The sequence below is a fragment of the Erythrobacter sp. genome (assembly GCF_036351135.1).
Lineage (GTDB): Bacteria > Pseudomonadota > Alphaproteobacteria > Sphingomonadales > Sphingomonadaceae > Erythrobacter.
Genome location: NZ_JAZBON010000027.1, coordinates 232,727 through 255,823 on the forward strand (window position 1 = coordinate 232,727; position 23,097 = coordinate 255,823).

The following is a 23,097-nucleotide window of genomic DNA, read 5'->3' on the forward strand; positions in this document are numbered from 1 at the left end:
GCGTTCAGGGACGCGCCTGGCCCGTGCCGCGCACCAGCCATTTATATGTGGTCAGCCCCTTGAGCGCGACGGGCCCCCGCGCATGCAGGCGCCCGGTCGCGATGCCGATCTCCGCGCCCAGGCCGAACTCGCCGCCATCGGCAAATTGCGAGGAAGCGTTGTGCATGACGATGGCGCTGTCGACCTCGGCGAGGAAACGCTCGGCGGCGGCTTCGTGGGCGGTGACGATGACGTCGGTATGGGCCGAGGAATGGCGCGCAATATGGGCAAGCGCTTCGTCCAGACCGTCGACCATCGCGGCGGAGACGATGGCGTCGAGGTATTCGGTGCCCCAGTCCGCATCGCCGGCCGCGCTGACGCGCGGATCGAGCGACTGGACCCGCGGATCGCCGCGCACCGCGCAGCCTTCGTCCAGCAAGGCGGCGACGAGCCCGCCCGCCTCGGGGAAGCGCGTGTCGATCAGCAGCGTTTCCATCGCCCCGCAAATGCCGGTGCGTCGCAATTTGGCGTTCAGCACCAGCTTGCGCGCCATGGCGGGGTCCGCCGCGTGGTGGACATAGGTGTGGCACACTCCATCGAGATGGGCGAGAACGGGGACGCGGGCATCGGCCTGCACCCGTTCCACCAGCCCCCGGCCCCCGCGCGGCACGATCATGTCGATCAGCCCCGCCGCCTTCAGCATGGCGCCGACCGCCGCGCGGTCCTGCGTCGGGAGCAGTTGCACCGCGGCTTCGGGCACCCCGCCTTCGGACAGCCCCGCGACGAGACTGGCATGGATCGCGCGATTGGAATGGACCGCTTCGCTGCCGCCGCGCAGCAGTACGGCATTACCGGCCCGCACGCACAAAGCCGCGGCGTCGGCGGTGACGTTGGGGCGGCTTTCATAAACGATCCCGATCAACCCGATCGGCACCCGCACCTGCGACAGCGCAAGCCCGTTGGGCCGGGTCGTCTCGTCGATGATCTCGCCCACCGGATCGGGCAGGTCGGCGACCCTGTCGAGCGCGTTCGCCACCCCTTCGAGCCGCTCGGGATCGAGCGCGAGGCGATCGAGCATGGCGTCGGACAATCCGTTCGTCCTGCCCGCCTCAAGATCCAGGGAATTGGCCGCCAGCACGCTCTCGGCATCGCCGCGCAGCCGCGCAGCGGCATGATGCAGCGCCGTGCCGCGCGCTGCGCTGTCCATCGCTGCGAGCGCGCGCTGCGCCGCCCGCCCGTCCATCGCGAGGCGCCTTACCAGTGTCGCAGGCTCCTCGCTCGCGGTGCGCTTCGTCGGGGTATCGATCATCGTCATCTTGCCCTCGGCGATAGCAAGCGGCGCAGCTGCTGTCAGGCGCGATCTTGCCTAGCCGAATCGCCTCTCCCCACGATCCGCAGCATTTGTAAGGACGCGCCAGCTTGCTCTTTTTGCAGCGGATATAACGCTTCGCCGCAAGAGTGCTTCAACTCACCTTTTTGGCGGGAACCGCGGTTTGAAAGCGTTAACACCTGATTGATAGCAAGCCTCACGGATCGAAAAAACAAATGGGTCGGGGCCGTTTTGTTGCAAACAGATAGCAAGCACTCGTTCGTCGAAAAAATCGGCACGTGGTTTCCGGATCGCGAATTCTTCATGCGATCGCAGGGTCAGGTGCGTTTCATCAAACTCTCGTCGCGATTGCAGATAGGCGCCGCCGCGGCGGTGCTCGCGCTGGCGATCGGCTGGGCGGTATCGCTTGGCGTCATGGCGTGGAACAAATATTCCGCCGAAGCGAGCCTCGCCTCGTTCCAGGACGAAAAGGCCGAAGTCGCGAGCGCACGCCAGCGTCTGGACGCCTATGGCGGCGATATCGACAAGGTGGTCGAAGACCTGACGACGCGGCAGGAAGTGCTCGACACGATGGTCGAAATGCTGCCCGACGACATCCAGACGGTCGACACCAACGTCACCGATTCGAGCGCCGAGACTGCCAAGACCGTCGAGCAGGTCGGTGCGGTCCTGCCGCAGGCGCTCGGCCTCGCCGAGATCGAAGCGCGCCAGCTTGCCTTCGTCGAAAACCTCACGCGCTTTGCCGATTGGCGTTCGCGCCGGGCCGAACAGGCGCTGCGCAAATTGAACCTCGATCCGGGCGCGATGGCTCGCATCACACGGGGTGAAGCCGATGCGGCGATGGGTGGTCCGCTCAAGCTGCTCGCGACTTCGAGCGACGGTTCGCTCGATCCGCGCTTCGAACGGCTGGGACTGAGCCTGGCGCGCATGTCCGCCCTCGAAGCCGCCCTCGACGGCGTGCCGCAGGTCGTGCCCGCGGCCGACAAACGCATCACCTCGCGCTTCGGCTTTCGCCGCGATCCCTTCAACGGCAAGAGCGCGATGCATAACGGCATTGATTTCAAGGGCGCGCGCGGATCGCCGATCTATGCCGCGGCCAGGGGCGAGATCAGCTTCGCCGGCCGCCGCGGCGGCTATGGCAATGTGGTCGAGATCGCGCATGGCAACGGAATGACGACCCGCTACGCCCACCTGTCTCGGATCGACGTAAAGGCGGGCCAGTCCATCGCGGCAGGAGAGGTGCTGGGTGGTCTGGGCAGCACCGGACGTTCTACGGGTCCCCATCTGCACTTTGAAGTTCGTGTCAACGGCCGCGCGGTCAATCCGCGGCCCTTCCTGGAGAGTGCCCCCGATGTTCTCAAAGAAGCCCGCGGAAACTGAGCGCGGCGACGCGCCGCTCACCCCGCCCCCCGCTCCCACCCAAAAGCTCCAAGGCAAGGACGACAATATGGCCAGCAACTCCACCTTTTCGGTGATCGGATCCGATGTGAACATCAAGGGCGATGTCAGCGCGTCGGTCGATCTCCATGTCGACGGCAAGATCGAAGGCGACATCAAATGCGCCAGTCTCGTCCAGGGCGAAGGCAGCTCGATCAATGGCGGGGTCACCGCCGACAGCGCGCGCATGTCCGGGAAGGTCACCGGTTCGATCACTGCGAAGGAACTGGTCATCCTCAAGACCGCGCGGATCGAGGGCGACGTCCATTACGACGCGCTGACGATCGAACAGGGCGCGCAGGTCGATGGCCGGTTCGCCCCGAATGCCAACCGTCAGAAGGCGGCACCCGCCATTCCCGCGGCCAAGCCGAAGGACGTTTCGGGTGACAAACAGTCCAAGGATCCGCAATTGCAGATAGCCACCTGAGAAGGTTTGGCTCCCTAGGAAACGCCGCGCGGCCCACCTGTCGCGCGGCGTTTTCTTGTATAGCCTACAGTCCGACGCGGATGCGCTAAAGCACTTCGGCGCGCAGGGCCTTGCGATCGAGCTTGCCGATGATGGTGCGCGGCAGTTCCTCGCGGATGACGATGCGGTCGACCCGTTCGTGCTTGCCGATCCGGTCGTTCAGCCAGCCTTTGAGCGCATCCGCGCCGATATCCGCGTCCGGATCGTTCAGCGTGACATAGGCGCGCGGAACCTCGCCCTTGTAATCGTCGGGCACCCCGATCACGAGCGCTTCCTTAATCGCCTCGTGCTTGAGGATTTCGTCCTCGACCACGCTCGGAAACACCTTGAACCCGCCGACCGCGATCATGTCCTTGATCCGGTCGACGATCTCTAGGAAGCCGCCCTCCCGCGCCCGCCCGTTGAGCGTGGCGACATCGCCTGTGCGCAGATACCGTTTGCCGTCGCGCTCGACGAACACATCGGCATCGGTTTCGGGACGGTTCCAATAGCCGCGCATCACCTGCGGCCCGTGAACCGCCAGTTCGCCCGGCTCGCCCTCGGGCGCCAGCTTCGCCGGGTCTTCCTTGTCGAGAAGCACCACTTCGGTGCCTGCAACCACCTGTCCGATCGTGCCCTTGCGCCGTTCGCCTTCGTAGGGGTTGGCGGAGACGACGCCCGCGCTTTCGGTCAGGCCATAACCTTCGACCACGCGCACGCCGGTCCCTTCCTCGAACCGGTCATGCACACCCGCGGGCATGGGCGCGCCGCCCGAAATGCAGACCTTGAGCGAGGACAGATCGGTTTTCGCGAGCCGCGGATGGTCGAGCAGCGCCTGGAACATGGTCGGCACGCCGGGAAAGCCGGTGACGCGGTATTTCTCGATCGTCTCGAGCACCTGCTTCGCCTCGAACCGGGGGACCATCGCGATCGAGGCGCCAGCGGCGACGGCATGGTTGAGCAGCGCGGTGTTAGCGAAGACGTGGAAGAAGGGGAGCGCCCCCATCATCACTTCCTCGCGCGGATTGTCGAACGGATTGATCGCGGCGACTTGCTGCGCGTTGATCGAGAGCTGACTGTGGCCCAGCATGGCGCCCTTGGGCCGCCCGGTCGTGCCGCCCGTATACTGCAGCAGAGCCAGGTCCTCGACATCCTCCAGCGTCGCCTCGTCCTCGGGCCAGGTCTTCAGCATGTCGGCCCAGCGGCGCGTCGCGGTGTCATAGGCAATGTCGGCGATCTGATCGCGCTTGAAGACGCGCAGGGCCGCGCCCTTCACCCGCGGCAGCATCTGCGCGAGCGAGCCGACCACCAGCGTTTGGAGCGACGATCCGTCCAGCACCCTGGCGGCGGTCTGGTAAAGCTCGGGCACGTCGAGCGTCACCAGCATCCGGGTGCCGCTGTCCTCGACCTGCCAGGCGAGTTCGTCGACCGAATAGAGCGGCGAGAAATTCACCACCACCGCGCCCGCCATCATCGCGCCGTAATAGGCCGAGGCATAGATCGGCACGTTGGGCAGGAACAGGCCGATCCGATCGCCCTTGCCCACACCATGCGCGATCAGCCCGGCGGCGAAACGGCGTGCCTCGTCGTAGATCTCGCCATAGGAATAGGTCCGCCCGAGAAAGTGCAGGAACGGCGCGGACCGATCGTGCGCCGCCGTACGGCGCAGCATCTCGGGGAGCGCCACCGGCTCGAACCGGGTGCTCCACGGCGTCGGGTGCTGGTAGGCTGGGAGGCTGGCGTTCATGGCAGACAGGCATGCGCGATGGCACGCCGCTCCACAAGTTCCCGGTAAGCGCGCCGGGCCCGTGGCTGCGCGTCAGCCTTCGTCCGGGCCATCGCCATCGCGCTTCTCGGCGGGCGTTTCGACATTCGCGGCTTCGTCCTCGCTCGGCTGCGAGGGGGCGAAGGCGGGCGGCGTCACGCTGTCGGGCGGTTCGACCCCGGCGGCGGCGGCTTCCTCGGCGGCGCGTTTCTGCGCGAGCCAGGCTTCAGCCTCGGCTTCCTGCGCGGCTTCGGCGGCGGCCTTTGCATTGGCTTCGCGCTCGGCGCGCAATTCCTCGATCAGCTTATCCTTGTCGCTGCGGGTGTCGCCGGTCTCGACCGGCGCGGCCTCTTCCTCGTCGGTCCCGGCGCGCTTCGCCGCCTTGGCAACCACTGCGTCGAGCTCGCGCTGCGAACACAGGCCGAGCGTAACCGGATCCTTTGGCTGAATGTTCTGGATGTTCCAGTGCGAGCGTTCGCGGATCGCGCCGATCGTGTTGCGAGTGGTGCCGATCAGCTTCGAGATCTGCGCATCGGACACTTCGGGGTGATTGCGCAGGATCCACGCAATCCCGTCCGGCTTGTCCTGCCGTTTCGAAACCGGGGTGTAGCGCGGACCCTTGGTGCGCGTCACCTCGACCGGCGCCTTGTGCATCTTAAGGGCGTACTCGCTGTCTTCCTCGCCCTTCTTGATCTCGTCCAGCGTCAGTTCGCCGGCATGCACCGGATCGCGTCCGGTATATTTGCTGCCCGCCAGATCGTCGGCCATCGCCTGCACCTCGAGCAGATGAAGCCCGCAGAATTCGGCGATCTGTTCGAAGGAGAGGCCGGTGTGGTCGACCAGCCAGGTGGCGGTCGCATGCGGCATCAGCGGCTTGGGCTGATCTTTGGCAGCCTTGGCGTTGGCCATGTTCGTCTCCGTATGAAATTAAAAGGGCCGCCCCTTGCGGAGCGGCCATTGCACTATGGCAGATAGGGCAAAGCCGGCCACGCGGCAAGATACCTTGCGGGGCGAGCCTTACGCGAGCGATGCGGCGAGCTGGGCGGTTTCCTCTTCCTCGAGCGCTTCGAGCGCCTGCAGGAACTGCCGCGTGGCCGCCTCCCAGGAATAGGTCGCGCCATATTGCGCGCAGGCAGCGCGATCACGGGTCAGCGCCGCCGCGATCGCGTCATCCAGCGTCTCATCCATCGCGCCCACTTCGTCGTTCAAAATATCGAGCGGTCCCGGCGCGGGGAAGGCGGCGACCGGCGTGCCGCAGGCGAGCGCCTCGATCATGACGAGGCCGAACGTGTCGGTGCGGCTGGGGAAGACGAAGACGTCGGTATGAGCATAGAACCCAGCAAGCTCGGTCCCGCTGCGCTTGCCCATGAACAGCGCGTCCGGATAGCGCCGCTCCAGCTGCGCGCGCGCCGGCCCGTCGCCGACCACGACCTTGGTGCCCGGATATCCGCTGTCCAGGAACACCTCGATGTTCTTCTCGACCGCGATGCGTCCAACGTAAAGCTGGATCGGCCCCTCCAACCCTGCATATTCGGGCGGGCACGGGGCTGCGGGCGAAAAACAGGCGAGATCGACCCCGCGGCTCCAAGCGGCGAGCCGGGTCAGGCCGTTTTCGCGCAATTGCCGTCTGATGCTTTCGGTCGCCACCATAACGCGCTGCGCCGGGCGGTGAAACCAGCTGATATAGCTCCAGAACCAGCGCGGGCTGAGACCGGTGCGGCGGGCGAAATAGTCCGGAAACTGCGTGTGATAGGCGGTGGTGAAGGGCACGCGCCGCCCGAGGCAATAGCGCCGCGCGGCAAAGCCCAGCGGCCCTTCGGTGGCGATATGCACCGCCTCGGCCCGCATCCGTCCCAGCGCCCGTCCGACCGCACCCGGCGTCGTAATCGCGAGGCGGATTTCAGGGTAAGTCGGCGCGGGGACCGAGAGATAGTCGGCGGGCGAGATCACCCGCACCTCGTGCCCCCAGCCGCGCAATATGTCGCAAGTCGTCGCCAGCGTGCGCACCACGCCGTTGACCTGCGGATGCCACGCATCGGTGACGATCGCGATGGTCTGGGGCGGGCCGGAGGGACGGGGCATGGCGGCCTTGCGTCTGACCCCGAGGAAGGCGGCGCGGAAGGCGGTGGGGGTCACGCCGCTTCGCGGTCGGGGCGGGTTTGCGGATCGGGTTCGCCGTCCTTATCCTCTCTGCTTGCGTTCGCCGCAAGTCGCGCTTCCTCTTCGGCAGCTTCGCGCGCAGCAACGATTTCGGGCCAGTCGAGGATTTCCATGCGCCCGTCCTCATGTTCGACCAGCGCGTTGCACCCTTCGACCCAATCGCCGTCGTTCCAATATTCGATCCGCTCGCCGTCGAAGGTGAAATCGCGCATCTCGGCGGTGTGGATATGGCCGCACACGACGCCGTCGACGCCCCGTTCGCCGGCGGCGCGCGCCACCACTTCCTCGTAGCGGCCGATGAACTGCGCGGCATTCTTGACCTTGTGTTTGGCGGCCTTGGACAGCGACCAATAGGGCAGGCCCAGCGCACGGCGCACCGCGTTGACGGCCACGTTGGCCTTCATCGCGGTCGCATAGGCCCAGTCGCCGACGAAGGCGAGCCAGCGCTGCGACAGCATGACGGCATCGAATTCGTCGCCGTGCAGCACCATCAGCCGGCGCCCGTCGGCGGTGTCGTGAAAGGCGGCGCGGCGGATCTCGATCCCGCCCATGTTTAGTCCGGTGAACTGGCGGAACATCTCGTCGTGATTGCCCGGAATATAGACGATCCGCGTGCCCCGCCGCGCGCGCTTGAGCAGCCGCCAGACGATGTCGTTATGCGCGCTGGGCCAGTAGAACTTCTTCTTCAGCCGCCAGCCGTCGATGATATCGCCGACAAGATACATGACGTCGCTGTCGGTGCGATCGAGAAAGTCGATCAGCAGATCGGCGTTGCAACCCCTGGTGCCGAGGTGAACGTCGCTGATCCAGATCGTGCGATAGCGGGTCCGCTCGAAACGCGGTTCGGGCGTCCTCGGCTCCGCGACGGGAAAATTGGCGACCCGTGATGCGTCCTTCGGAAGGTCGGACAACATGAAGTCGGTCATGGCTGCACCTCGCGGGCTTCGTCTCTCGCGGGGGCAGCCATGGCAGGCAATTGTTACAGGCGATTCACAGCATGGTGACGGTTTTGCGTAAATCCACAGTTCCGGAAGCGGTCGCCCATCACTCCATCGCGACGAAGCCGGAAAGGTTGCAAACCCGCTCGATCCAGCCCTGGACATGCGGAAAGTCGCCAAGATCGAACCCGCCATCCGCGGCCACATGAGTGTATGCGAAGAGCGCAATGTCGGCGAGCGTCACCGCTTCGCCGCATAGGAAATCGCTGTTCTCCAGCTGGCCGTCCATCACGCGAAGCGCGTCGCAGCCCGCGATCTTCTTCGGCATGATCTGCGCGCGCTGCTGGTCGGACAGTTTCTCCTTGCCCACGAATTCGAACCAGAAGCGCAAGGTCGCGATGTTGGGTTCGTGATTGTACTGCTCGAAGAACATCCAGCGCAGCATGTCGGCCTGGGCATAGCGGTGATCGGGGATCAGGCGCGATCCGCTGGCGAGATACCAGCAGGCGGCATTGCTTTCAGGCAGGAAATGGCTCTCTGCGTCTGCCTCGATCTGGAGCACTGGGATGCGGCCATTGGGATTGACGGTTGCGAGGAATTCGGGCGTGCGCGTCTCGCCCTTCATGATGTCGTATTGCCGCGTATCGAGCGGCAGATCGAGCAGCGCGGCGGTCAGCTTGATCTTGTAGCAATTGCCGCTGCGCGGATCCTCGTGAAGCGTGTAGGTCTCAGTCATCCCCGACCTCCAGTACGATCTTGCCGATATGCTCGCCCGCCTCCATCCGGGCATGCGCAGCGGCCGCCTCGGCCAGCGGGAACGTCTGGTCCAGCATTGGCGCGAGCTCGCCATCGGTGAAAAGCGGCCAAGCGTTGGCTGCGATCTCGTCCGCCAGCGCCGCCTTGAACGCATCCGAACGCGGGCGCAGGGTCGAGCCGGTGAGTGTCAGCCGGCGCATCATGACCATCGGCATGAACAGCTCGGCCTTTGGTCCGCCCAGCGCCGCGATGGTCACGTGGCGCCCGTCTTCGGCGAGGCATTTGAGATTGCGCGGGACATAGTCGCCCGAAACCATGTCGAGCACAATGTTGACGCCCTTGCCGCCGGTATGTTCGGCAACGGCCTCGACGAAATCCGCCTCGCGGTAATTGATCGCGAGGTTCGCGCCGACAGTCCGCGCCGCTTCGCATTTCTCCTCGCTGCCACAGGTGGTGATGACCTCCAGGTCGAAAGCGCGCGCAAGCATGATCGCCATCGTCCCGATCCCGCTCGTGCCGCCATGGACCAGCAGCGTCTCGCCGTCGCGCGCGCAGCCGCGCTCGAAGACGTTGTGCCAGACGGTGAAGAGCGTTTCGGGAAGCGCCGCGGCCTGTTTCAAGTCCATATCGTCCGGCACGCTCAGGCAATGGTCCCAGCGCACCGCGCAATATCGGGCATAGGCGCCGCCCGGCGTGAGCGCGGCGACCCGCTGGCCGATCATTTCGCTTGGGCTACCCTCGCCCGCCGCGACCACCTCTCCCGCAGCCTCCAGCCCCAATAGCGGCGAGGCGCCGGGCGGCGGAGGATAGGCGCCGGCGCGCTGCAGGCAATCGGGGCGATTGACCCCGGCATAGGCGCATTTCAGGAGCACTTCGCCACGGCCGGGGCGCGGCGTCTCGATCTCCTCCAGCCGCAGCACGTCGGGCCCGCCGGGCGCATCGAAGGTGATCGCCTGCATCAGCTGCGGAGTATCGCCCGCCATTGCCTCGCTCATGGATAGCCCCTCACGCTCGCGCCCCTCGCGTCAGCCCGGCAATTAACCATCCCGCTCATTGACAGCAAGATAGCGAACGCCGACATTGCCCATAATGGACCAAGACGATCGGCCCATTTCGAAAAAGGACGCCGCCGAGCGTCTCGCGGGCGAGGACCTCGCGCCTTACTCGCAGGACGAGCTCGCCGCGCGGATCGCGCTGCTCGAGGCGGAAATCGCGCGGGTTCGGGCCCATAGCGATGCATCGAACAAGCACCGGGCCGCGGCCGACGCCCTGTTCAAGGGTTCGTCCTCTTGAGATGTTCCGCGCCCGGCACGGCGGATTCGCAAAATGCGGGGCGCTTCCCATATAGTCGTCATACCTTCTCTACCACCTTCCAGAACAGGCTCCTTCCATGCCCAGTTTCGCGCAGAACCTAGAACGCACCCTGCACAATGCCCTCGGCGCCGCGTCCGAGCGGCGTCACGAATATGCGACGCTCGAACACCTTTTGCTTGCCCTTGTCGACGACGAGGACGGCGCACAGGTGATGGCCGCGTGCGGGGTCGACCTCGCCGAGTTGGGCGAAGTGGTGAAACAATATCTCGACCAAGAATATCAGAGCCTAAAGACCGACGAAGACGCCGATCCGCAACCGACCGCCGGCTTCCAGAGGGTGATTCAGCGCGCGATCCTGCATGTACAATCCTCGGGCAAGGACACGGTGACGGGCGCCAACGTATTGGTCGCGCTGTTCTCCGAACGCGACAGCTATGCGGTCTATTTCCTCCAGCAGCAGGACATGAGCCGGCTCGATGCGGTGAGCTATATAAGCCACGGCATCGGCAAGGGCGGACGCCAGCTCGAATCGAAGAGCCCCCAGAGCGGCGAGGAAGCGGCAGCGGAAAGCGAAAACACCAAGGAAGGCGGCAACAAGAAGGAAACCGCGCTCGACCAGTTCACCGTCAATCTCAACAAGAAGGCCGATGACGGGCGGATCGATCCGCTGATCGGCCGCGGGCCCGAGGTCGATCGGACGGTCCAGATCCTGTGCCGCCGTTCCAAGAACAACCCGCTTTATGTCGGCGACCCCGGCGTCGGGAAGACCGCGATTGCCGAAGGGCTTGCGCGCAAGATCGTCGAAGGCGACGTGCCCGACGTGCTCGCCGAAGCGGTGATTTACTCGCTCGACATGGGCGCGCTGCTCGCCGGCACGCGTTACCGCGGCGATTTCGAGGAGCGGCTGAAGCAGGTCGTCTCCGAACTCGAAGGCATGCCGCACGCAATCCTCTTCATCGACGAAATTCACACCGTGATCGGCGCCGGCGCCACCAGCGGCGGGGCGATGGACGCCTCGAACCTGCTGAAGCCTGCCCTGTCCAGCGGCGCGATCCGCTGCATCGGCTCGACCACCTACAAGGAATTCCGCAACCACTTCGAAAAGGATCGTGCGTTGCTGCGCCGCTTCCAGAAGATCGACGTCAACGAACCGACGATCGAGGACACGGTGAAGATTTTGAAGGGCCTGCGCAGCGCATTCGAAGAGCATCACAACGTCAAGTATACGCCCGATGCGCTTAAGACCGCGGTCGAACTGTCGGCGCGCTACATCAACGATCGCAAACTGCCCGACAAGGCGATCGACGTGATCGACGAGGTCGGCGCGATGCAGATGCTGGTCCCGCCCAGCCGCCGCAAGAAGAAGATCACCGCCAGGGAAATCGAGGCCGTGATCGCGACGATGGCTCGCATTCCGCCGAAGTCCGTGTCGAAGGACGACAAGAAGGCGCTCGAGAACCTGTCGCGCGACCTGAAGCACGTCGTCTTCGGTCAGGACGAGGCGATTACCCGCCTGTCCACCGCTATGAAGCTCAGCCGTGCGGGTCTGCGCGATCCGGACAAGCCCATCGGCTCGTTCCTGTTCAGCGGTCCGACCGGCGTCGGCAAGACCGAAGTCGCGCGCCAGCTTGCCAGCATCATGGGCATCGAGCTCAAGCGTTTCGACATGTCCGAATATATGGAGCGCCACAGCGTTTCGCGTCTGATCGGTGCGCCTCCCGGTTATGTCGGATACGACCAGGGCGGCCTGCTCACCGATGCCGTCGATCAGAACCCGCATTGCGTGCTGCTGCTCGACGAGATCGAGAAGGCGCACCCGGACCTCTTCAACATCCTGCTGCAGGTGATGGATAATGGTCGCCTGACCGACCATCACGGCAAGACGGTCGATTTCCGCAACGTGGTCCTCATCATGACGACCAATGCGGGCGCGGCTGACATGGCTAAGAGCGGTATCGGCTTTGGCGACGTATCGAAGGAAGACGCCGGGACCGAGGCGGTGAACAAGATGTTCACGCCCGAATTCCGCAACCGTCTCGATGCGATCGTGCCCTTCGCCTATCTCGGCAAGAGCACCGTCGCCCGCGTGGTCGACAAGTTCATTCTCGAGCTCGAATTGCAGCTCGCCGAACAGAACGTCCACATCCAGTTCGACAGCGATGCGCGTGCATGGCTGGCGGACAAGGGGTACGACCGCCTCTATGGGGCGCGCCCGATGGGCCGCCTGATCCAGGACAAGATCAAGCAGCCGCTCGCGGAAGAACTGCTGTTCGGCAAGCTTGCCGATGGCGGCGAGGTGTCGGTGACGATGAAGGACGGCAAGCCCGCCTTCGAACTCACCCCCGCTCCGCCCAAGGCCAAGCCCAAGCGCAAGACGCCCGCCAAGAAGAAGCCGGCGGCGAAAAAGGACGACGCGTCCGATGCCCAGCCCGATGCCAAGCCCGAGGCCTCGGACAGCGACAGCGGCGGTGAAAGGGACGGCTGAATAGCCGATCCGCACCGACGAAGGCGCTGGCCTTTGCGATAAAAATGTGAATGATCGGCCCCTCGAACGATAAGTTACGAGGGGCCTTTCATGTATCTACGTCTATCGGCGTTTGCCGCCGCGCTTGCCTTGACCTCGCCGATCGCCGCGCAGGACAATGCCGACACCGCCGAAGCCGCCGCCGAGGATCCCGGCAAGTTCACCGGCGCGGACCTGTTCGGCCTGACTGTCGGCGCCGATCCGCAGATCAGCCCGGACGGCAGCAAGATCGCCTATGTCCGGCGCTCCAACGATATCATGACCGACAGCGCGGTCAGCTCGATCTGGCTGATCGATGTCGCGAGCGGGCGCGAGACTCCGCTGGTCTCTGGCGAAGGCTCGCACGGATCGCCGCGCTGGTCGCCCGACGGGGCGCGGCTCGCCTATGTTTCGACGCAAAGCGGCGGCGGGCCGGAGTTGCATATGCGCTGGATGGATACCGGCGTCAGCGCGAATATCACCGCGCTGGCCGAAGGTCCGGGCGGTATCGCCTGGTCGCCCGACGGCACGCGCATCGCCTATATCGCGCGCGTTCCGGGCGAAGGGCTCAAGCTCGGCAGCCCGCCGGCCAAACCCGAGGGCGCCGAATGGGGCGACCCCCTGCAGGTGATCGACCGCGTGACCTATCGCCGCGATGGCGGCTCCTATGTGAAGCCCGGCACCCGCCAGCTCTTCCTCGTCGATGCGCGCGGCGGCGCGCCGCGGCAGCTGACCTTCGGCGAATACGATAATGGCGGCAGCGTCGAATGGTCGCCCGACGGCCGCACGCTCTATTATTCCGCCAATCGCCGCGAAGACTGGGAGCTGGAGCCCCTGCGCGGCGACATCTACGCGCTCGACATTGCCAGCGGCGCAATCCGGGCGGTCACCTCGCGCGATGGGCCGGACATGGCGCCGCAGGTCTCGCCCGATGGCCGCCGGATCGCCTATCTCGGCTTCGACGATGTCGGCAACGCCTTCGATCAGACCAAGCTCTACGTCATGAATGCGGACGGCTCGGACAGCCGCCAGCTGGCCGCCGGGTTCGATCGCGGCTTCGACGGGCTCGAATGGACGCAGGCCGGCCTGTTCGCGAGCTACGAGGACGAAGGCACGCACCGCGTCGCGCGCGTCGCGATGAACGGCGATGTCTCCCCGCTCCCCGCCATGCTCGGCTCCACCTATTACGCGCTGCCCTATACCGGCGGCGAGTGGTCGGTGAGCGAGGGCGGACGGCTCGCCTTCACGACGGCAAGTGCCCAGCGCCCGCCCGATATCGGCGTCACGACCCGCAGCGGCACCCGCACGCTGACCGCGCTCAACGAAGTCGCGCTGTCGGGCAAGCGGCTCGGCACCATTCGCGCAATCGACGTGACCGCGCCCGACGGGACGCCGATCCCGAGCTGGATCCAGCTGCCCGCCGATTACACGCCCGGCACACCGATTCCCACGATCCTGGAGATGCATGGCGGGCCCTATGCCGCCTATGGCCCGGAGTTCTCGGTCGATTATCACCTCTACAATGCCGCGGGATATGCGGTGCTCTTCACCAATCCGGGCGGTTCGACCGGCTATGGCGAGGCATTTGCGGACCGGATCGAGGACAATTACCCGATCAGCAATCACGACGAGCTGATGGCGGCGGTCGATGCCGCGGTCGCGCAAGGTTTCGCCGATCCCGACAATCTCTTCGTCACCGGCGGCTCGGGCGGCGGCATCCTGACGGCATGGGTGGTCGGCAAAACCAACCGGTTCAAAGCCGCCGCCTCGCACAAGCCGGTCATCAACTGGGTCAGCCAGGCCTTGATGGCGGACGGGGTGCCCTATTTCGGGCGCTACTGGCTCGGCGGAATGCCGTGGGATCGCCCGATGCACTATTGGGAGCGTGGCCCCTTGAGCATCGTCAACAATGTGACAACGCCGACGCTGGTCCTTGTGGGCGCGGACGATTACCGCACGCCGCGCAGCGAAGCAGAGCAGTTCTACGGCGCGCTCAAGCTGGTGGGCGTCGACACCGCGCTCGTCGTCACGCCGGATTCGAGCCACAACAATTTGAGCCAAACGCCGAGCCAGCAGGCCGCACGCACGGCGAGCGTCATCGCGTGGTTCGACAAATATCGCGATCGTCCCGGCATCGAGCCTTCGGCTCCGGCGGTGATGGGCGGCGCCGAGTAGCCGCGCTCATGTAAGGCGATGCGCTGATCGCCAGCGCAAAACGGGAACAGTGCGCGCATCCGGCGGGTTGATCGCCTGCATGAACGCGCCCTTTTCCTGGATCCGGCCCGAGCCATGGGGCGTGCATGTCGTGCCCGCCGACGCCTGGATCGATCCGGGCCGCGCGGTCGAGCGGGCGCTCGTCACCCATGGCCATGCCGATCACGCACGCGGCGGCCATGGCGAGACCATCGCCACGCCCGAAACGCTCGCCATCATGGAACTGCGCTATCGCACCGGGGCCGAGGACGATGCCGGCGAGATCCCGCACAAGGCGGTGCCGGTCGAATATGGCGAGACGATCCGGCTTCCCGGCGGGGTCGATGCGACCTACGTTCCGGCGGGACACGTGCTCGGCTCGGCACAGATCCTGCTCGAACATGCCGGCGAACGGGTGGTCATCACGGGCGATTACAAACGCCGCGCCGACCCGACCTGTCCGCCGTTCGAAGTGACGCCCTGCGACATCTTCATCACAGAGGCGACTTTCGGCCTGCCGGTCTTCACCCATCCCCCGATCGCCGAGGAGATGGACAAGCTGCTCACCGCGCTGGCCGAACATCCCGAGCAATGCGTGCAGGTGGGCGCCTATGCGCTCGGCAAGGCGCAGCGGGTGATCGCGGAACTGCGCGCGGCGGGCCACGAACAGCCAATCTATCTCCACGGCGCGATGGAGAAGATGTGTCGCCTCTATGAAGAGCACGGTGTCGCGCTGGGCGATCTGAGGCTGGTGAGCGAGGCGACGAAGGACGAGATGCGCGGGTCGATCGTGGTCTCACCGCCGAGCGCGCTCAACGATCGCTGGTCGCGCCGCCTGCCCGAGCCGATCACTGCGATGGCAAGCGGCTGGATGCGGGTGCGCGGGCGCGCGCGCCAACGCAATGTGCAATTGCCGCTGGTGATTTCCGACCATGCCGACTGGAACGAGCTCACCGCGACGATCGACGAGGTGAACCCGCAAGAGACTTGGATCACCCATGGCCGCGAAGAAGCACTCCTGCGCTGGTGCCAGCTCGGCCAGCGCCGCGCCCGTGCGCTCGCCCTGGTGGGGCGGGAGGATGAGGATGAGTAATTATCTCGGCGCGCTTTGCCGGGTCCTTCGAGACGGCTCCTCAGCCTTCGGCTTCGATAGCCTCTTCAGGACGAGCGGTAGATCTTTTCAACCGGCTCACCCTGAGGAGGGACTGAGCTCGTCGAAGGCCCATATCGAAGGACCCGAAGGGTGTGAAAAACGAAAACCCCCGCCCGGATCAAAGCGCCGCGAGATCCGCCTTGATCTTCGCCAGCGCTTCGTCGGTGATCTGCCCCGCCGACCATGGCTGCAACTGCACCAGGCTCATCGTCTTGAACTGCTCATAGGAGGGATGTTCGCCGAGCGGCCCGAGATGCTTCACCAGCACGGCCCTCGTCGCTTCGCTCGCCATCAGCACCGCGATCGGCGTGTCGATGGTCGGCGCATCGGCGGCGGCGGCCGGTGCGGACGGTGTTTGCGCGATGGCGGGCGCAGCGGCGAAGGCGGCGAGCCAAAGCGCCGGGGCGAAAGTCGATTTCATCTGGGCAGGTCCTTTGCAGAAAGCGGCAACGATAGAGCGGCGACCTCTGTGCGCGACAAAGCGGGCGCAGGGCAAGCGTGAAAGCCTTTGCGGCCCTGCTCGACACGCTGGTCTACACCACCAGCCGCAACCGCAAGCTTGCGCTGATCGCGGCTTACTTGCGCGAAACGCCCTATCCCGATCGCGGCTGGGCGCTCGCCGCGCTGACCGGCGAGCTCGACTTTCCGGCGGTGAAGTCCTCGACGATCCGCAATCTCATGAAGGACCGGGTGGACCCGGTGCTGTGGACGCTGAGCCGCGATTTCGTCGGCGACACGGCCGAAACGGCGAGCCTGCTGTGGCCGACAAGCGGCATGGTTGAGGAGGATCCGGCCAGCCTTTCCGAAACGGTCGCGTTTCTTTCCGGGCTCAATCGCAGCACCGCACCCAGGGAACTGCCGCGCCTGCTCGATCGGCTCGATGCGAGCGGACGCTACGCGCTGATCAAGCTGGCGACCGGGGGGATGCGGATCGGCGTCTCCGCGCGGCTCGCCAAGACTGCCTTTGCACAGGCCTTCGAGGTCGCGGTCGAGGAGGTCGAGGAATACTGGCACGCGCTGGAGCCACCCTATCCCGAGCTGTTCGCGTGGGCGGCGGATGGCGCCGCGCCGCCCGACGTCGCCAACCGTCCGCGCTTTCGCCCCTTCATGCTTGCCCATCCGCTTGAGGAGACGCGGGTCGATCTCGCCGAATTCGCCGCCGAGTGGAAGTGGGACGGGATCCGCGTGCAGCTTGTCCGGGTCGGGGGCGAAACGCGGCTCTATTCGCGCAGCGGCGACGACATTTCCGCGACCTTCCCCGAGCTGCTCGACGTGCTGCCGATGGACGCGGTGCTCGATGGAGAATTGCTGGTAAGGGGCGACAAGCAGGGCGGGGAAGAGGGCGGCGCGGCGAGCTTCAACGCGCTGCAACAGCGGCTGGGGCGCAAGACCGTCAGCAAGAAGATGCTCGCCGAGGCGCCGGCTTTCGTGCGGCTTTACGATGCGCTGCTGATCGAGGGCGAAGACCTGCGTGCGCGCGCCTGGACCGAGCGGCGCAAAGCGCTCGAGGAATTGATGCGGCGTCTGCCGGACAGTCATTTCGACCTTTCCGGCCTCGTCGAAGCGCGCGATTTCGATCATCTGGCCGATATCCGCGAGGGTACGCGCGACGATGCGATCGAGGGCTTGATGCTCAAGCGCCGCGACAGCCCCTATATCGCCGGGCGCAAGGTCGGCCTGTGGTACAAGTGGAAGCGCGATCCGCTGCTTGTCGATGCGGTGCTGATGTATGCACAGCGCGGCAGCGGCAAACGCTCGAGCTTCTTTTCCGATTACACGTTCGGCTGCTGGGACGGCGATCCCGATAAGGGCGCGGAATTGCTGCCGGTCGGAAAAGCCTATTCGGGCTTCACCGACGAGGAGCTGAAAAAGCTCGACCGCGTGGTGCGCAGCACAACACTGAACCGGTTCGGCCCGGTGCGCGAGGTCGAGCGCACGCTCGTCTTCGAGGTCGCCTTCGACAGCGTCCATTCCTCCAAGCGCCACAAGAGCGGCCTTGCAATGCGCTTTCCCCGCATTCATCGGATCCGCTGGGACAAGCCTATCCACGAGGCGGACCGGATCGAGGCCCTGCGGTCGATGGTGCGCGATTAGGTTGCAAAGTGCAACCGGAGTGCTAGTCTCCCCGCACAAAGGAGATCCGCATGAACCTTTATGATCAGTCCATCGCCACCTATCGCTCGCGGCTCGACACGATGAGAGGCCTGTTGAACAAGGCCGCAGCGCATCCGAAAGGCGATCGGCTACTGACCGCGCGTCTTGCGGACGACATGCACCCCCTGTCAACGCAGGTGCGTTTCGTCGGCAACCTGCCCGGGGAGGCCCTGCCCCGGCTGACCCAGCGCAGCTTCACCTCGCTCGAGGCGGAAGACGAGCCGGCAACGATCGCCGGGGCTGCGGCGCATATCGAGCGGACGGCGGACCTGCTGGACGGCGTCAAGGCGGGCGAATTGAAGGCAGCGGATGACGAGGTGGTTCTTGCCCTTCCCAACAATATGGAGTTCACCATGACCGCCGCGCAATATGTGCGCGAATGGTCGCTGCCCAATTTCTATTTTCACCTCGTTACCGCCTACGCGATCCTGCGCAGCGAGGGGCTCGACATCGGCAAGGTGGACTTCATGGGGCACATGATGCGCTACATGACCAAGGGACCGGCCTGAACGCTAACCCAGCGCTTCGCGCACCGCCGCCGCGTGATGCTTCGCGTTCTCGGCATAATGCGCTGTCCCGATCTTCATCCCGGCGATCGCGGCGTCGGACAGGTCTTTCAGCTTCTTCGCCGGGCGGCCCGCCCATAGTTCGCGGGTCCCCATCACCTTTCGCTCGGTCAGCATGGCGCCCGCCGCCAACATTGCATCGCTCGCGATCACCGCCTTGTTCATGGCGATCGCGCCCAAGCCGACGAACCCGCGGTCATGGATCGTGCAGCCATGCACCATCGCCATGTGACCGATCAGCACGTCGTCGCCGATCACCAGCGGAGAGCCGTCCGGATCGTCCGGGCGCGGCGGGTCGCAATGCAGGATGCTGCCGTCCTGCACGTTAGTTCGCTCACCGATGCGGATGGTGAAGACGTCGGCCCTCAAGACGCAATTGTACCAGATCGAGGAGCCCGCTCCGATCTCGACATCGCCGATGATCGTCGAACCCGGCGCGACGAAGGCGGTCTCGTGGATCTTGGGCGTCTTGCCATGGATCGGGATGATATTAACGCCCGGGAAGGCGGCGTGATGGCTCATTTTGCAAGCTCCCATTGATCGGGGGTGAGCGAATACTGGATGACCGGATTGTCTTCTGACGGGAAGGCAGGATCTTCGAAATCGAGGTCGGTGCGCCGTTGCATGCCGAGCTTTTCCATCAGCTTCCAACTGCCGATATTGGCCTCGCTCGTCAGCGCCACGACATGGGGCGCGCCGACCGGCCCGAACGCCCAGTCGATAACGGCGCGCATCGCTTCATAGGCGTAGCCGCGTCTCCAGCGATCCTCGCGCAGCAGCCAGCCGATTTCGTAATCGCCGATATTGGGCGCATGCTCATTGTCGACGCGCTTCATCCCGGCATGTCCGACGAGGTCGCCGCTCGCCTTCTCGATCATCATCATGAAGCCGAAGCCGTTGCGCGCTTGCAGGGCCAACGTCTTGGCGTGCTTGGCTTCGATCTCATGCAGTTCCTTCACCCCACCGAGATGCTGCATGACGGCAGGGGTATTGAGGACCCGATGCTGAAGCGCGGCATCGCCTTCGGTCACCTTGCGCAGCACCAGCCGTTCGGTTTCGAGGACGATGTCACCCACGCGCCCGCTCCCATTGCGCCTCGGTGATTGAGTAGACGATGATCGTGCCGCTTTCGGGGTCGAATTCGTCGTTGTCGAAATCGAGGTCCTCGCGCCGATGCATGCCGAGGCGGATCATCAGGCCCCAGCTCGATGTGTTGCCCTGTACGGTCAAGGCGATCACTTCATCCGCGGCGAAGCGTTCGAAAGCGAGATCGAGCGCGGCGCTCGCGGCTTCTCGCGCATAGCCTTGGCCCCAGGCATCCTCGCGCAATCGCCAGCCGACCTCCATCATCCCGATCGGACCGCCGCGCTGGTTGCAGCGCTTCAATCCGCAAAAGCCCAGGATCGCGCCGTCCTCCCGGCGCTCGAGAGCCCAGAAGGTGTGGCCGTGATCGTGGCGATAGCTCGCGAGCCGCTGGCGTGCGCCCTCCATGCCCGCGCCGTTGAGAACGCCGCCCAGCCACCGCATCACCGCGGGCGTATTCGTCACGCGCCAGAATTCCGCCCAATCCTCCTCGCGCCAGTCGCGCAGGATCAGCCTTTCGGTCTCGTGACGAAAACCGGCGCCGGCCTTAGCCATTCAACAGCCGCGCGGCGACCGGGGCGTGATAGGTCAGGATGCCGCTGCAACCGGCGCGCTTGAACGCGAGCAGTTTCTCCATGAGCAGCGCGTCGCGGTCTCCCGCGCCGACGCTCTGCGCCGCCTCGATCATAGCATATTCGCCGCTCACCTGATAGGCGAAGACGGGCACGCCGAACCGCTCGCGCACGCGATAGATGATGTCGAGATAGGCGAGGCCGGGTTTGACCATCACGCTGTCCGCGCCCTCGGCGAGGTCGAATTCGACCTCGCGCAGGGCTTCGTCGCCATTCGCCGGGTCCATCTGGTAGCTCTTCTTGTCGCCCTTCAGTAGCCCGCCCGAGCCGACCGCATCGCGGAACGGGCCATAGAACGCGCTGGCGAACTTGGCGGCGTAGCTCATGATCTGGACATTGGGATGCCCGCCCATTTCGAGCGCGCGGCGGATCGCGCCGATCCGGCCGTCCATCATGTCGGACGGGGCGATGATGTCGGCGCCTGCTTCGGCCTGGTTCAGCGCCTGATCGACGAGGACCGCGACCGTATCGTCATTAGTGACGTAGCCCGCCGCGTCTAGCAGCCCGTCCTGGCCGTGGCTGGTATAAGGATCGAGCGCGACGTCGGTCAGCACGCCCAGATCGTCGCCGCAAGCATCTTTGATGGCGCGGATCGCCTGGCACATGAGGTTGTCCGGATTGGTCGCCTCCCCGCCATCGTCCGAACGCTTTTCGGCAGGCGTGTTGGGAAACAGCGCGACTACCGGGATCCCGAGGCTCACCGCCTCTTTCGCGCGCGCTGCGATTCCGTCGACGGACCAGCGCGAAACGCCGGGCAGCGAAGCGATCGGCTCTTCGGCATCCTTGCCCGATGTCACGAAAAGCGGCCAGATCAGATCGCTCGCGGACAGGGTGGTTTCGCGATGAAGCGAGCGGCTCCAACCGGTCGCACGGGTGCGACGCAGGCGTGTGTTCGGATAATGTCCCGTCATGCGGGCGAGTGTTGCCCGAATTCGCGAGGCCGATCAATCCGGGCGCGAGGCTGCCGCGGACCTGCGTCTCAGATGGCGGAGGCCGGCCCGATCTTCTCGATCTCGCGTTGCGGCTTCTCGACTTCGCTGGGCAGCGTTTCGAGATCTGTCAGAGCGGCGCCGGGTTCGACCCTCTTCAGGTCAATCAGGCGCCTCTGGAAATCGATGAGTTCCGTGCCCGACAACACCGCGCGGGTCACATAGGAGACGCTCTGCGGATTTATCGAGCGGCCATTACGATACATTTCGTAATGCAGATGCGGCCCGGTCGAAAGCCCGGTGGAGCCGACATAACCGATCACCTGCCCGCGCCGCACGCTCTGACCGCGGCGCACCGCCATGCGGCTCATATGGCAATAGCGCGTGTCGAGCCCGCCGCCGTGGCGAAGCTTGACCGCGTTGCCGCAGCCGCCCGCGCGGCCCGCGGAGATGACCCGTCCATCGGTAACCGCGACGATCGGCGTGCCGTGACGCGCGCGAAAGTCCAGCCCTGCGTGCATCCGGCGAATGCCGAGGATCGGATGACGGCGCATCCCGTAGCGCGAGGACATCGGCCCGGGCACCGGCGCGACGAGACCGCTGCGCTGTTCGCCCACGCCCGAGGCTTCGAAGAACTGGCCGTCCTCGCCCCAGCGCATCAACTGGGTGCGCGGTTTGCCGTCGCGATCGATCCCGGCATAGAGCAGCCGCCCCGCCTGCCTCTCGCCCGTCGCCGCGCGCCTGTAGGCGATAATGATGTCAAATTCGTCCGAGGCGCGCACTTCGCTGTCGATCTGGATCTGGTCGTCGAGTGCGCGCAGGTAATCCTGTACGGCGCTCGCCGGAACGCCCGCGGCGCGCATCGAGCGATAAAGGCTTGGCCCGACGGTGCCGCGCAGGCGCAGCGGCGTATCGTCGACGCGGATCACGTTGCGGGTAAGCGACAAAGGTCCGGCGACGTCATCCGCACCTTCGGCGATCCCGCGCCCGACCTCAAGCTCGAGATCGAACCGGGCGCGAAAGCGCAGCGCATCCAGCGGACGGTCCGCCCCTTCGCCGGGGCGCCGCCCGAGGACGATGTCGATCCGCGTCCCCGGCTCGATCTCGGATAGCGGCATGGCGTCGCCGACCAGCGCGCTGACCCGGCCGACATCGGTTGCGGAGACGCCGGCGCGGCGCAACATGCTGCCGAAAGTATCGCCGGGGGCGAGCGTGGCGACGAGATCGATCTGCGGCCGCTCGGGCGCGCTCGCCAGCGGGAGGACCGCCGCGGTCGGCCCCATGCGTCGTCCGCTATCGGCGCCCAGCGCCAGCGGCATGATCGTCTGGCTGCGAAACTCGTCCTGTATGTCCGCGCCGGCGGGCATCGCGCTGCGCGCTTCGAGCGGGGTCAGGTTAGGCCAGAAGGCGAAGGCCAGTGCCCCCAGCGCCACCATCGTGCCAAGGCCGCGGAACCAGCGCCGGCTGCCGATATCCTCGGCAAGGTCCGGCGCGAGATCCGCACGTTCGAAAAACGCACCTGTGCGCACCTGCCATTCGTCGTAGCGCGCGCGCCATCCCTGGACACGCGCGAGCACCTGCCGCCGTACCTTCTGCGAACCCGAAGGGACTGCGTCCTTTCGCGCATTGTCGAAATAGGAGGCGACCGCGCGCGAAGCCTGCGGATCGATCGGCGAAGGGCCGTTGTCATCTGCATCGCGGCGAAGGGAGGCGGGATACATCGTCATGGTTTGTGCAGGCAACGTCGAAAGCGCGATACA

The 23,097-nt window shown here is 65.5% G+C and carries 21 protein-coding genes; 8 read left to right on the forward strand and 13 right to left on the reverse strand.

Translation table 11 applies throughout. The annotated features are described in order from the left end of the window. Positions 1 to 4 precede the first annotated feature (4 nt). Entirely contained in the window at positions 5 to 1,294 is a 1,290-nt protein-coding gene (locus V2I30_RS10740) for a glutamate-5-semialdehyde dehydrogenase (protein WP_330662154.1), read from the reverse strand. 318 nt (positions 1,295 to 1,612) lie between these two features. On the opposite strand from V2I30_RS10740, the gene V2I30_RS10745 reads away from it, so the two are divergent. Together V2I30_RS10745 and V2I30_RS10750 are read left to right on the forward strand one after the other, a co-directional pair. Next, the gene (locus tag V2I30_RS10745; protein ID WP_330662155.1) at positions 1,613 to 2,689 is read left to right on the forward strand and encodes a peptidoglycan DD-metalloendopeptidase family protein; all 1,077 of its coding nucleotides are present in this window, start codon (positions 1,613 to 1,615) and stop codon (positions 2,687 to 2,689) included. Between the two features lie 67 nt (positions 2,690 to 2,756). Further along, positions 2,757 to 3,173 (forward strand): bactofilin family protein, encoded by a 417-nt coding sequence (locus tag V2I30_RS10750; RefSeq protein WP_330662156.1) that lies wholly within the window; start codon positions 2,757 to 2,759, stop codon positions 3,171 to 3,173. A gap of 85 nt (positions 3,174 to 3,258) precedes the next feature. Here the strand turns inward: V2I30_RS10750 and V2I30_RS10755 are convergent, their stop codons facing one another. The 6 genes from V2I30_RS10755 to V2I30_RS10780 all read right to left on the reverse strand — a co-directional run bounded on the left by V2I30_RS10755 (position 3,259) and on the right by V2I30_RS10780 (position 9,805). Continuing rightward, the gene (locus V2I30_RS10755; protein WP_330662157.1) at positions 3,259 to 4,938 is read right to left on the reverse strand and encodes an AMP-binding protein; all 1,680 of its coding nucleotides are present in this window, start codon (positions 4,936 to 4,938) and stop codon (positions 3,259 to 3,261) included. Positions 4,939 to 5,010: 72 nt separating this feature from the next. Then, complete coding sequence (locus tag V2I30_RS10760) at positions 5,011 to 5,865, reverse strand: DUF1013 domain-containing protein (RefSeq protein WP_330662158.1); 855 nt, start codon at positions 5,863 to 5,865, stop codon at positions 5,011 to 5,013. Between the two features lie 108 nt (positions 5,866 to 5,973). Then, positions 5,974 to 7,038 (reverse strand): glycosyltransferase family 4 protein, encoded by a 1,065-nt coding sequence (locus tag V2I30_RS10765; RefSeq protein ID WP_330662364.1) that lies wholly within the window; start codon positions 7,036 to 7,038, stop codon positions 5,974 to 5,976. Positions 7,039 to 7,088: 50 nt separating this feature from the next. Beyond that, positions 7,089 to 8,042 carry a UDP-2,3-diacylglucosamine diphosphatase gene (locus V2I30_RS10770; protein WP_330662159.1) on the reverse strand — a complete coding sequence of 318 codons (954 nt, stop codon included), beginning with the start codon at positions 8,040 to 8,042 and terminating at the stop codon, positions 7,089 to 7,091. Between the two features lie 118 nt (positions 8,043 to 8,160). Next, a complete protein-coding gene (locus V2I30_RS10775) occupies positions 8,161 to 8,790 on the reverse strand; it encodes a glutathione S-transferase family protein (RefSeq protein ID WP_330662160.1) in 630 nt (209 codons plus the stop codon). Further along, on the reverse strand, positions 8,783 to 9,805 hold the full coding sequence (locus V2I30_RS10780) for an NAD(P)H-quinone oxidoreductase (protein ID WP_330662161.1): 1,023 nt from the start codon (positions 9,803 to 9,805) through the stop codon (positions 8,783 to 8,785). The genes V2I30_RS10775 and V2I30_RS10780 overlap by 8 nt, the downstream gene beginning before the upstream one ends. Before the next feature lie 94 nt (positions 9,806 to 9,899). Here V2I30_RS10780 and V2I30_RS10785 point away from each other — a divergent pair, with 94 nt between their 5' ends. The 4 genes from V2I30_RS10785 (at position 9,900) to V2I30_RS10800 (ending at position 15,913) form a co-directional block, all read left to right on the forward strand. After that, the gene (locus tag V2I30_RS10785) at positions 9,900 to 10,103 is read left to right on the forward strand and encodes a DUF1192 domain-containing protein (protein ID WP_330662162.1); all 204 of its coding nucleotides are present in this window, start codon (positions 9,900 to 9,902) and stop codon (positions 10,101 to 10,103) included. Between the two features lie 97 nt (positions 10,104 to 10,200). Next, positions 10,201 to 12,609: an ATP-dependent Clp protease ATP-binding subunit ClpA gene (clpA, locus tag V2I30_RS10790; protein ID WP_330662163.1), complete on the forward strand. Its 2,409-nt coding sequence runs from the start codon at positions 10,201 to 10,203 to the stop codon at positions 12,607 to 12,609. 90 nt (positions 12,610 to 12,699) lie between these two features. Continuing rightward, complete coding sequence (locus tag V2I30_RS10795) at positions 12,700 to 14,802, forward strand: S9 family peptidase (RefSeq protein ID WP_330662164.1); 2,103 nt, start codon at positions 12,700 to 12,702, stop codon at positions 14,800 to 14,802. 79 nt (positions 14,803 to 14,881) lie between these two features. After that, a complete protein-coding gene (locus V2I30_RS10800; protein WP_330662365.1) occupies positions 14,882 to 15,913 on the forward strand; it encodes a ligase-associated DNA damage response exonuclease in 1,032 nt (343 codons plus the stop codon). Positions 15,914 to 16,091: 178 nt separating this feature from the next. Here the strand turns inward: V2I30_RS10800 and V2I30_RS10805 are convergent, their stop codons facing one another. Next, positions 16,092 to 16,394, reverse strand: coding sequence for a hypothetical protein (locus V2I30_RS10805; RefSeq protein WP_330662165.1), 303 nt, complete (start codon positions 16,392 to 16,394; stop codon positions 16,092 to 16,094). Between the two features lie 77 nt (positions 16,395 to 16,471). Between V2I30_RS10805 and V2I30_RS10810 the strand changes: the two genes are divergently transcribed. Continuing rightward, a complete protein-coding gene (locus V2I30_RS10810; RefSeq protein WP_330662166.1) occupies positions 16,472 to 18,067 on the forward strand; it encodes a cisplatin damage response ATP-dependent DNA ligase in 1,596 nt (531 codons plus the stop codon). A gap of 50 nt (positions 18,068 to 18,117) precedes the next feature. Beyond that, a complete protein-coding gene (locus V2I30_RS10815; protein WP_330662167.1) occupies positions 18,118 to 18,636 on the forward strand; it encodes a DUF1993 domain-containing protein in 519 nt (172 codons plus the stop codon). Between the two features lie 3 nt (positions 18,637 to 18,639). On the opposite strand, the gene V2I30_RS10820 is transcribed toward V2I30_RS10815, so the two are convergent. From V2I30_RS10820 to V2I30_RS10840, 5 genes are all read right to left on the reverse strand, one after another. Continuing rightward, the gene (locus V2I30_RS10820) at positions 18,640 to 19,215 is read right to left on the reverse strand and encodes a gamma carbonic anhydrase family protein (protein ID WP_330662168.1); all 576 of its coding nucleotides are present in this window, start codon (positions 19,213 to 19,215) and stop codon (positions 18,640 to 18,642) included. Further along, positions 19,212 to 19,769: a GNAT family N-acetyltransferase gene (locus V2I30_RS10825; RefSeq protein WP_330662169.1), complete on the reverse strand. Its 558-nt coding sequence runs from the start codon at positions 19,767 to 19,769 to the stop codon at positions 19,212 to 19,214. Before V2I30_RS10825 ends, V2I30_RS10820 begins: the two co-directional genes overlap by 4 nt. Next, the gene (locus V2I30_RS10830) at positions 19,762 to 20,331 is read right to left on the reverse strand and encodes a GNAT family N-acetyltransferase (RefSeq protein WP_330662170.1); all 570 of its coding nucleotides are present in this window, start codon (positions 20,329 to 20,331) and stop codon (positions 19,762 to 19,764) included. The genes V2I30_RS10825 and V2I30_RS10830 overlap by 8 nt, the downstream gene beginning before the upstream one ends. Next, positions 20,324 to 21,319, reverse strand: a complete 996-nt coding sequence (gene hemB, locus V2I30_RS10835; protein ID WP_330662171.1) for a porphobilinogen synthase — start codon at positions 21,317 to 21,319, stop codon at positions 20,324 to 20,326. The genes V2I30_RS10830 and hemB overlap by 8 nt, the downstream gene beginning before the upstream one ends. 68 nt (positions 21,320 to 21,387) lie before the next feature. Next, positions 21,388 to 23,058 carry a peptidoglycan DD-metalloendopeptidase family protein gene (locus V2I30_RS10840; protein WP_442896930.1) on the reverse strand — a complete coding sequence of 557 codons (1,671 nt, stop codon included), beginning with the start codon at positions 23,056 to 23,058 and terminating at the stop codon, positions 21,388 to 21,390. Between the last annotated feature and the right edge of the window lie 39 nt (positions 23,059 to 23,097).

What these genes read in the sequence shown, in the direction of transcription:
- V2I30_RS10740 (WP_330662154.1), bottom strand. Translation starts at nt 1,294, where the DNA reads ATGACGATGATCGATACCCCGACGAAGCGCACCGCGAGCGAGGAGCCT.
- V2I30_RS10745 (WP_330662155.1), top strand. Translation starts at nt 1,613, where the DNA reads ATGCGATCGCAGGGTCAGGTGCGTTTCATCAAACTCTCGTCGCGATTG.
- V2I30_RS10750 (WP_330662156.1), top strand. Translation starts at nt 2,757, where the DNA reads ATGGCCAGCAACTCCACCTTTTCGGTGATCGGATCCGATGTGAACATC.
- V2I30_RS10755 (WP_330662157.1), bottom strand. Translation starts at nt 4,938, where the DNA reads ATGAACGCCAGCCTCCCAGCCTACCAGCACCCGACGCCGTGGAGCACC.
- V2I30_RS10760 (WP_330662158.1), bottom strand. Translation starts at nt 5,865, where the DNA reads ATGGCCAACGCCAAGGCTGCCAAAGATCAGCCCAAGCCGCTGATGCCG.
- V2I30_RS10765 (WP_330662364.1), bottom strand. Translation starts at nt 7,038, where the DNA reads ATGCCCCGTCCCTCCGGCCCGCCCCAGACCATCGCGATCGTCACCGAT.
- V2I30_RS10770 (WP_330662159.1), bottom strand. Translation starts at nt 8,042, where the DNA reads ATGACCGACTTCATGTTGTCCGACCTTCCGAAGGACGCATCACGGGTC.
- V2I30_RS10775 (WP_330662160.1), bottom strand. Translation starts at nt 8,790, where the DNA reads ATGACTGAGACCTACACGCTTCACGAGGATCCGCGCAGCGGCAATTGC.
- V2I30_RS10780 (WP_330662161.1), bottom strand. Translation starts at nt 9,805, where the DNA reads ATGAGCGAGGCAATGGCGGGCGATACTCCGCAGCTGATGCAGGCGATC.
- V2I30_RS10785 (WP_330662162.1), top strand. Translation starts at nt 9,900, where the DNA reads ATGGACCAAGACGATCGGCCCATTTCGAAAAAGGACGCCGCCGAGCGT.
- clpA (WP_330662163.1), top strand. Translation starts at nt 10,201, where the DNA reads ATGCCCAGTTTCGCGCAGAACCTAGAACGCACCCTGCACAATGCCCTC.
- V2I30_RS10795 (WP_330662164.1), top strand. Translation starts at nt 12,700, where the DNA reads ATGTATCTACGTCTATCGGCGTTTGCCGCCGCGCTTGCCTTGACCTCG.
- V2I30_RS10800 (WP_330662365.1), top strand. Translation starts at nt 14,882, where the DNA reads ATGAACGCGCCCTTTTCCTGGATCCGGCCCGAGCCATGGGGCGTGCAT.
- V2I30_RS10805 (WP_330662165.1), bottom strand. Translation starts at nt 16,394, where the DNA reads ATGAAATCGACTTTCGCCCCGGCGCTTTGGCTCGCCGCCTTCGCCGCT.
- V2I30_RS10815 (WP_330662167.1), top strand. Translation starts at nt 18,118, where the DNA reads ATGAACCTTTATGATCAGTCCATCGCCACCTATCGCTCGCGGCTCGAC.
- V2I30_RS10820 (WP_330662168.1), bottom strand. Translation starts at nt 19,215, where the DNA reads ATGAGCCATCACGCCGCCTTCCCGGGCGTTAATATCATCCCGATCCAT.
- V2I30_RS10830 (WP_330662170.1), bottom strand. Translation starts at nt 20,331, where the DNA reads ATGGCTAAGGCCGGCGCCGGTTTTCGTCACGAGACCGAAAGGCTGATC.
- hemB (WP_330662171.1), bottom strand. Translation starts at nt 21,319, where the DNA reads ATGACGGGACATTATCCGAACACACGCCTGCGTCGCACCCGTGCGACC.
- V2I30_RS10840 (WP_442896930.1), bottom strand. Translation starts at nt 23,058, where the DNA reads ATGTATCCCGCCTCCCTTCGCCGCGATGCAGATGACAACGGCCCTTCG.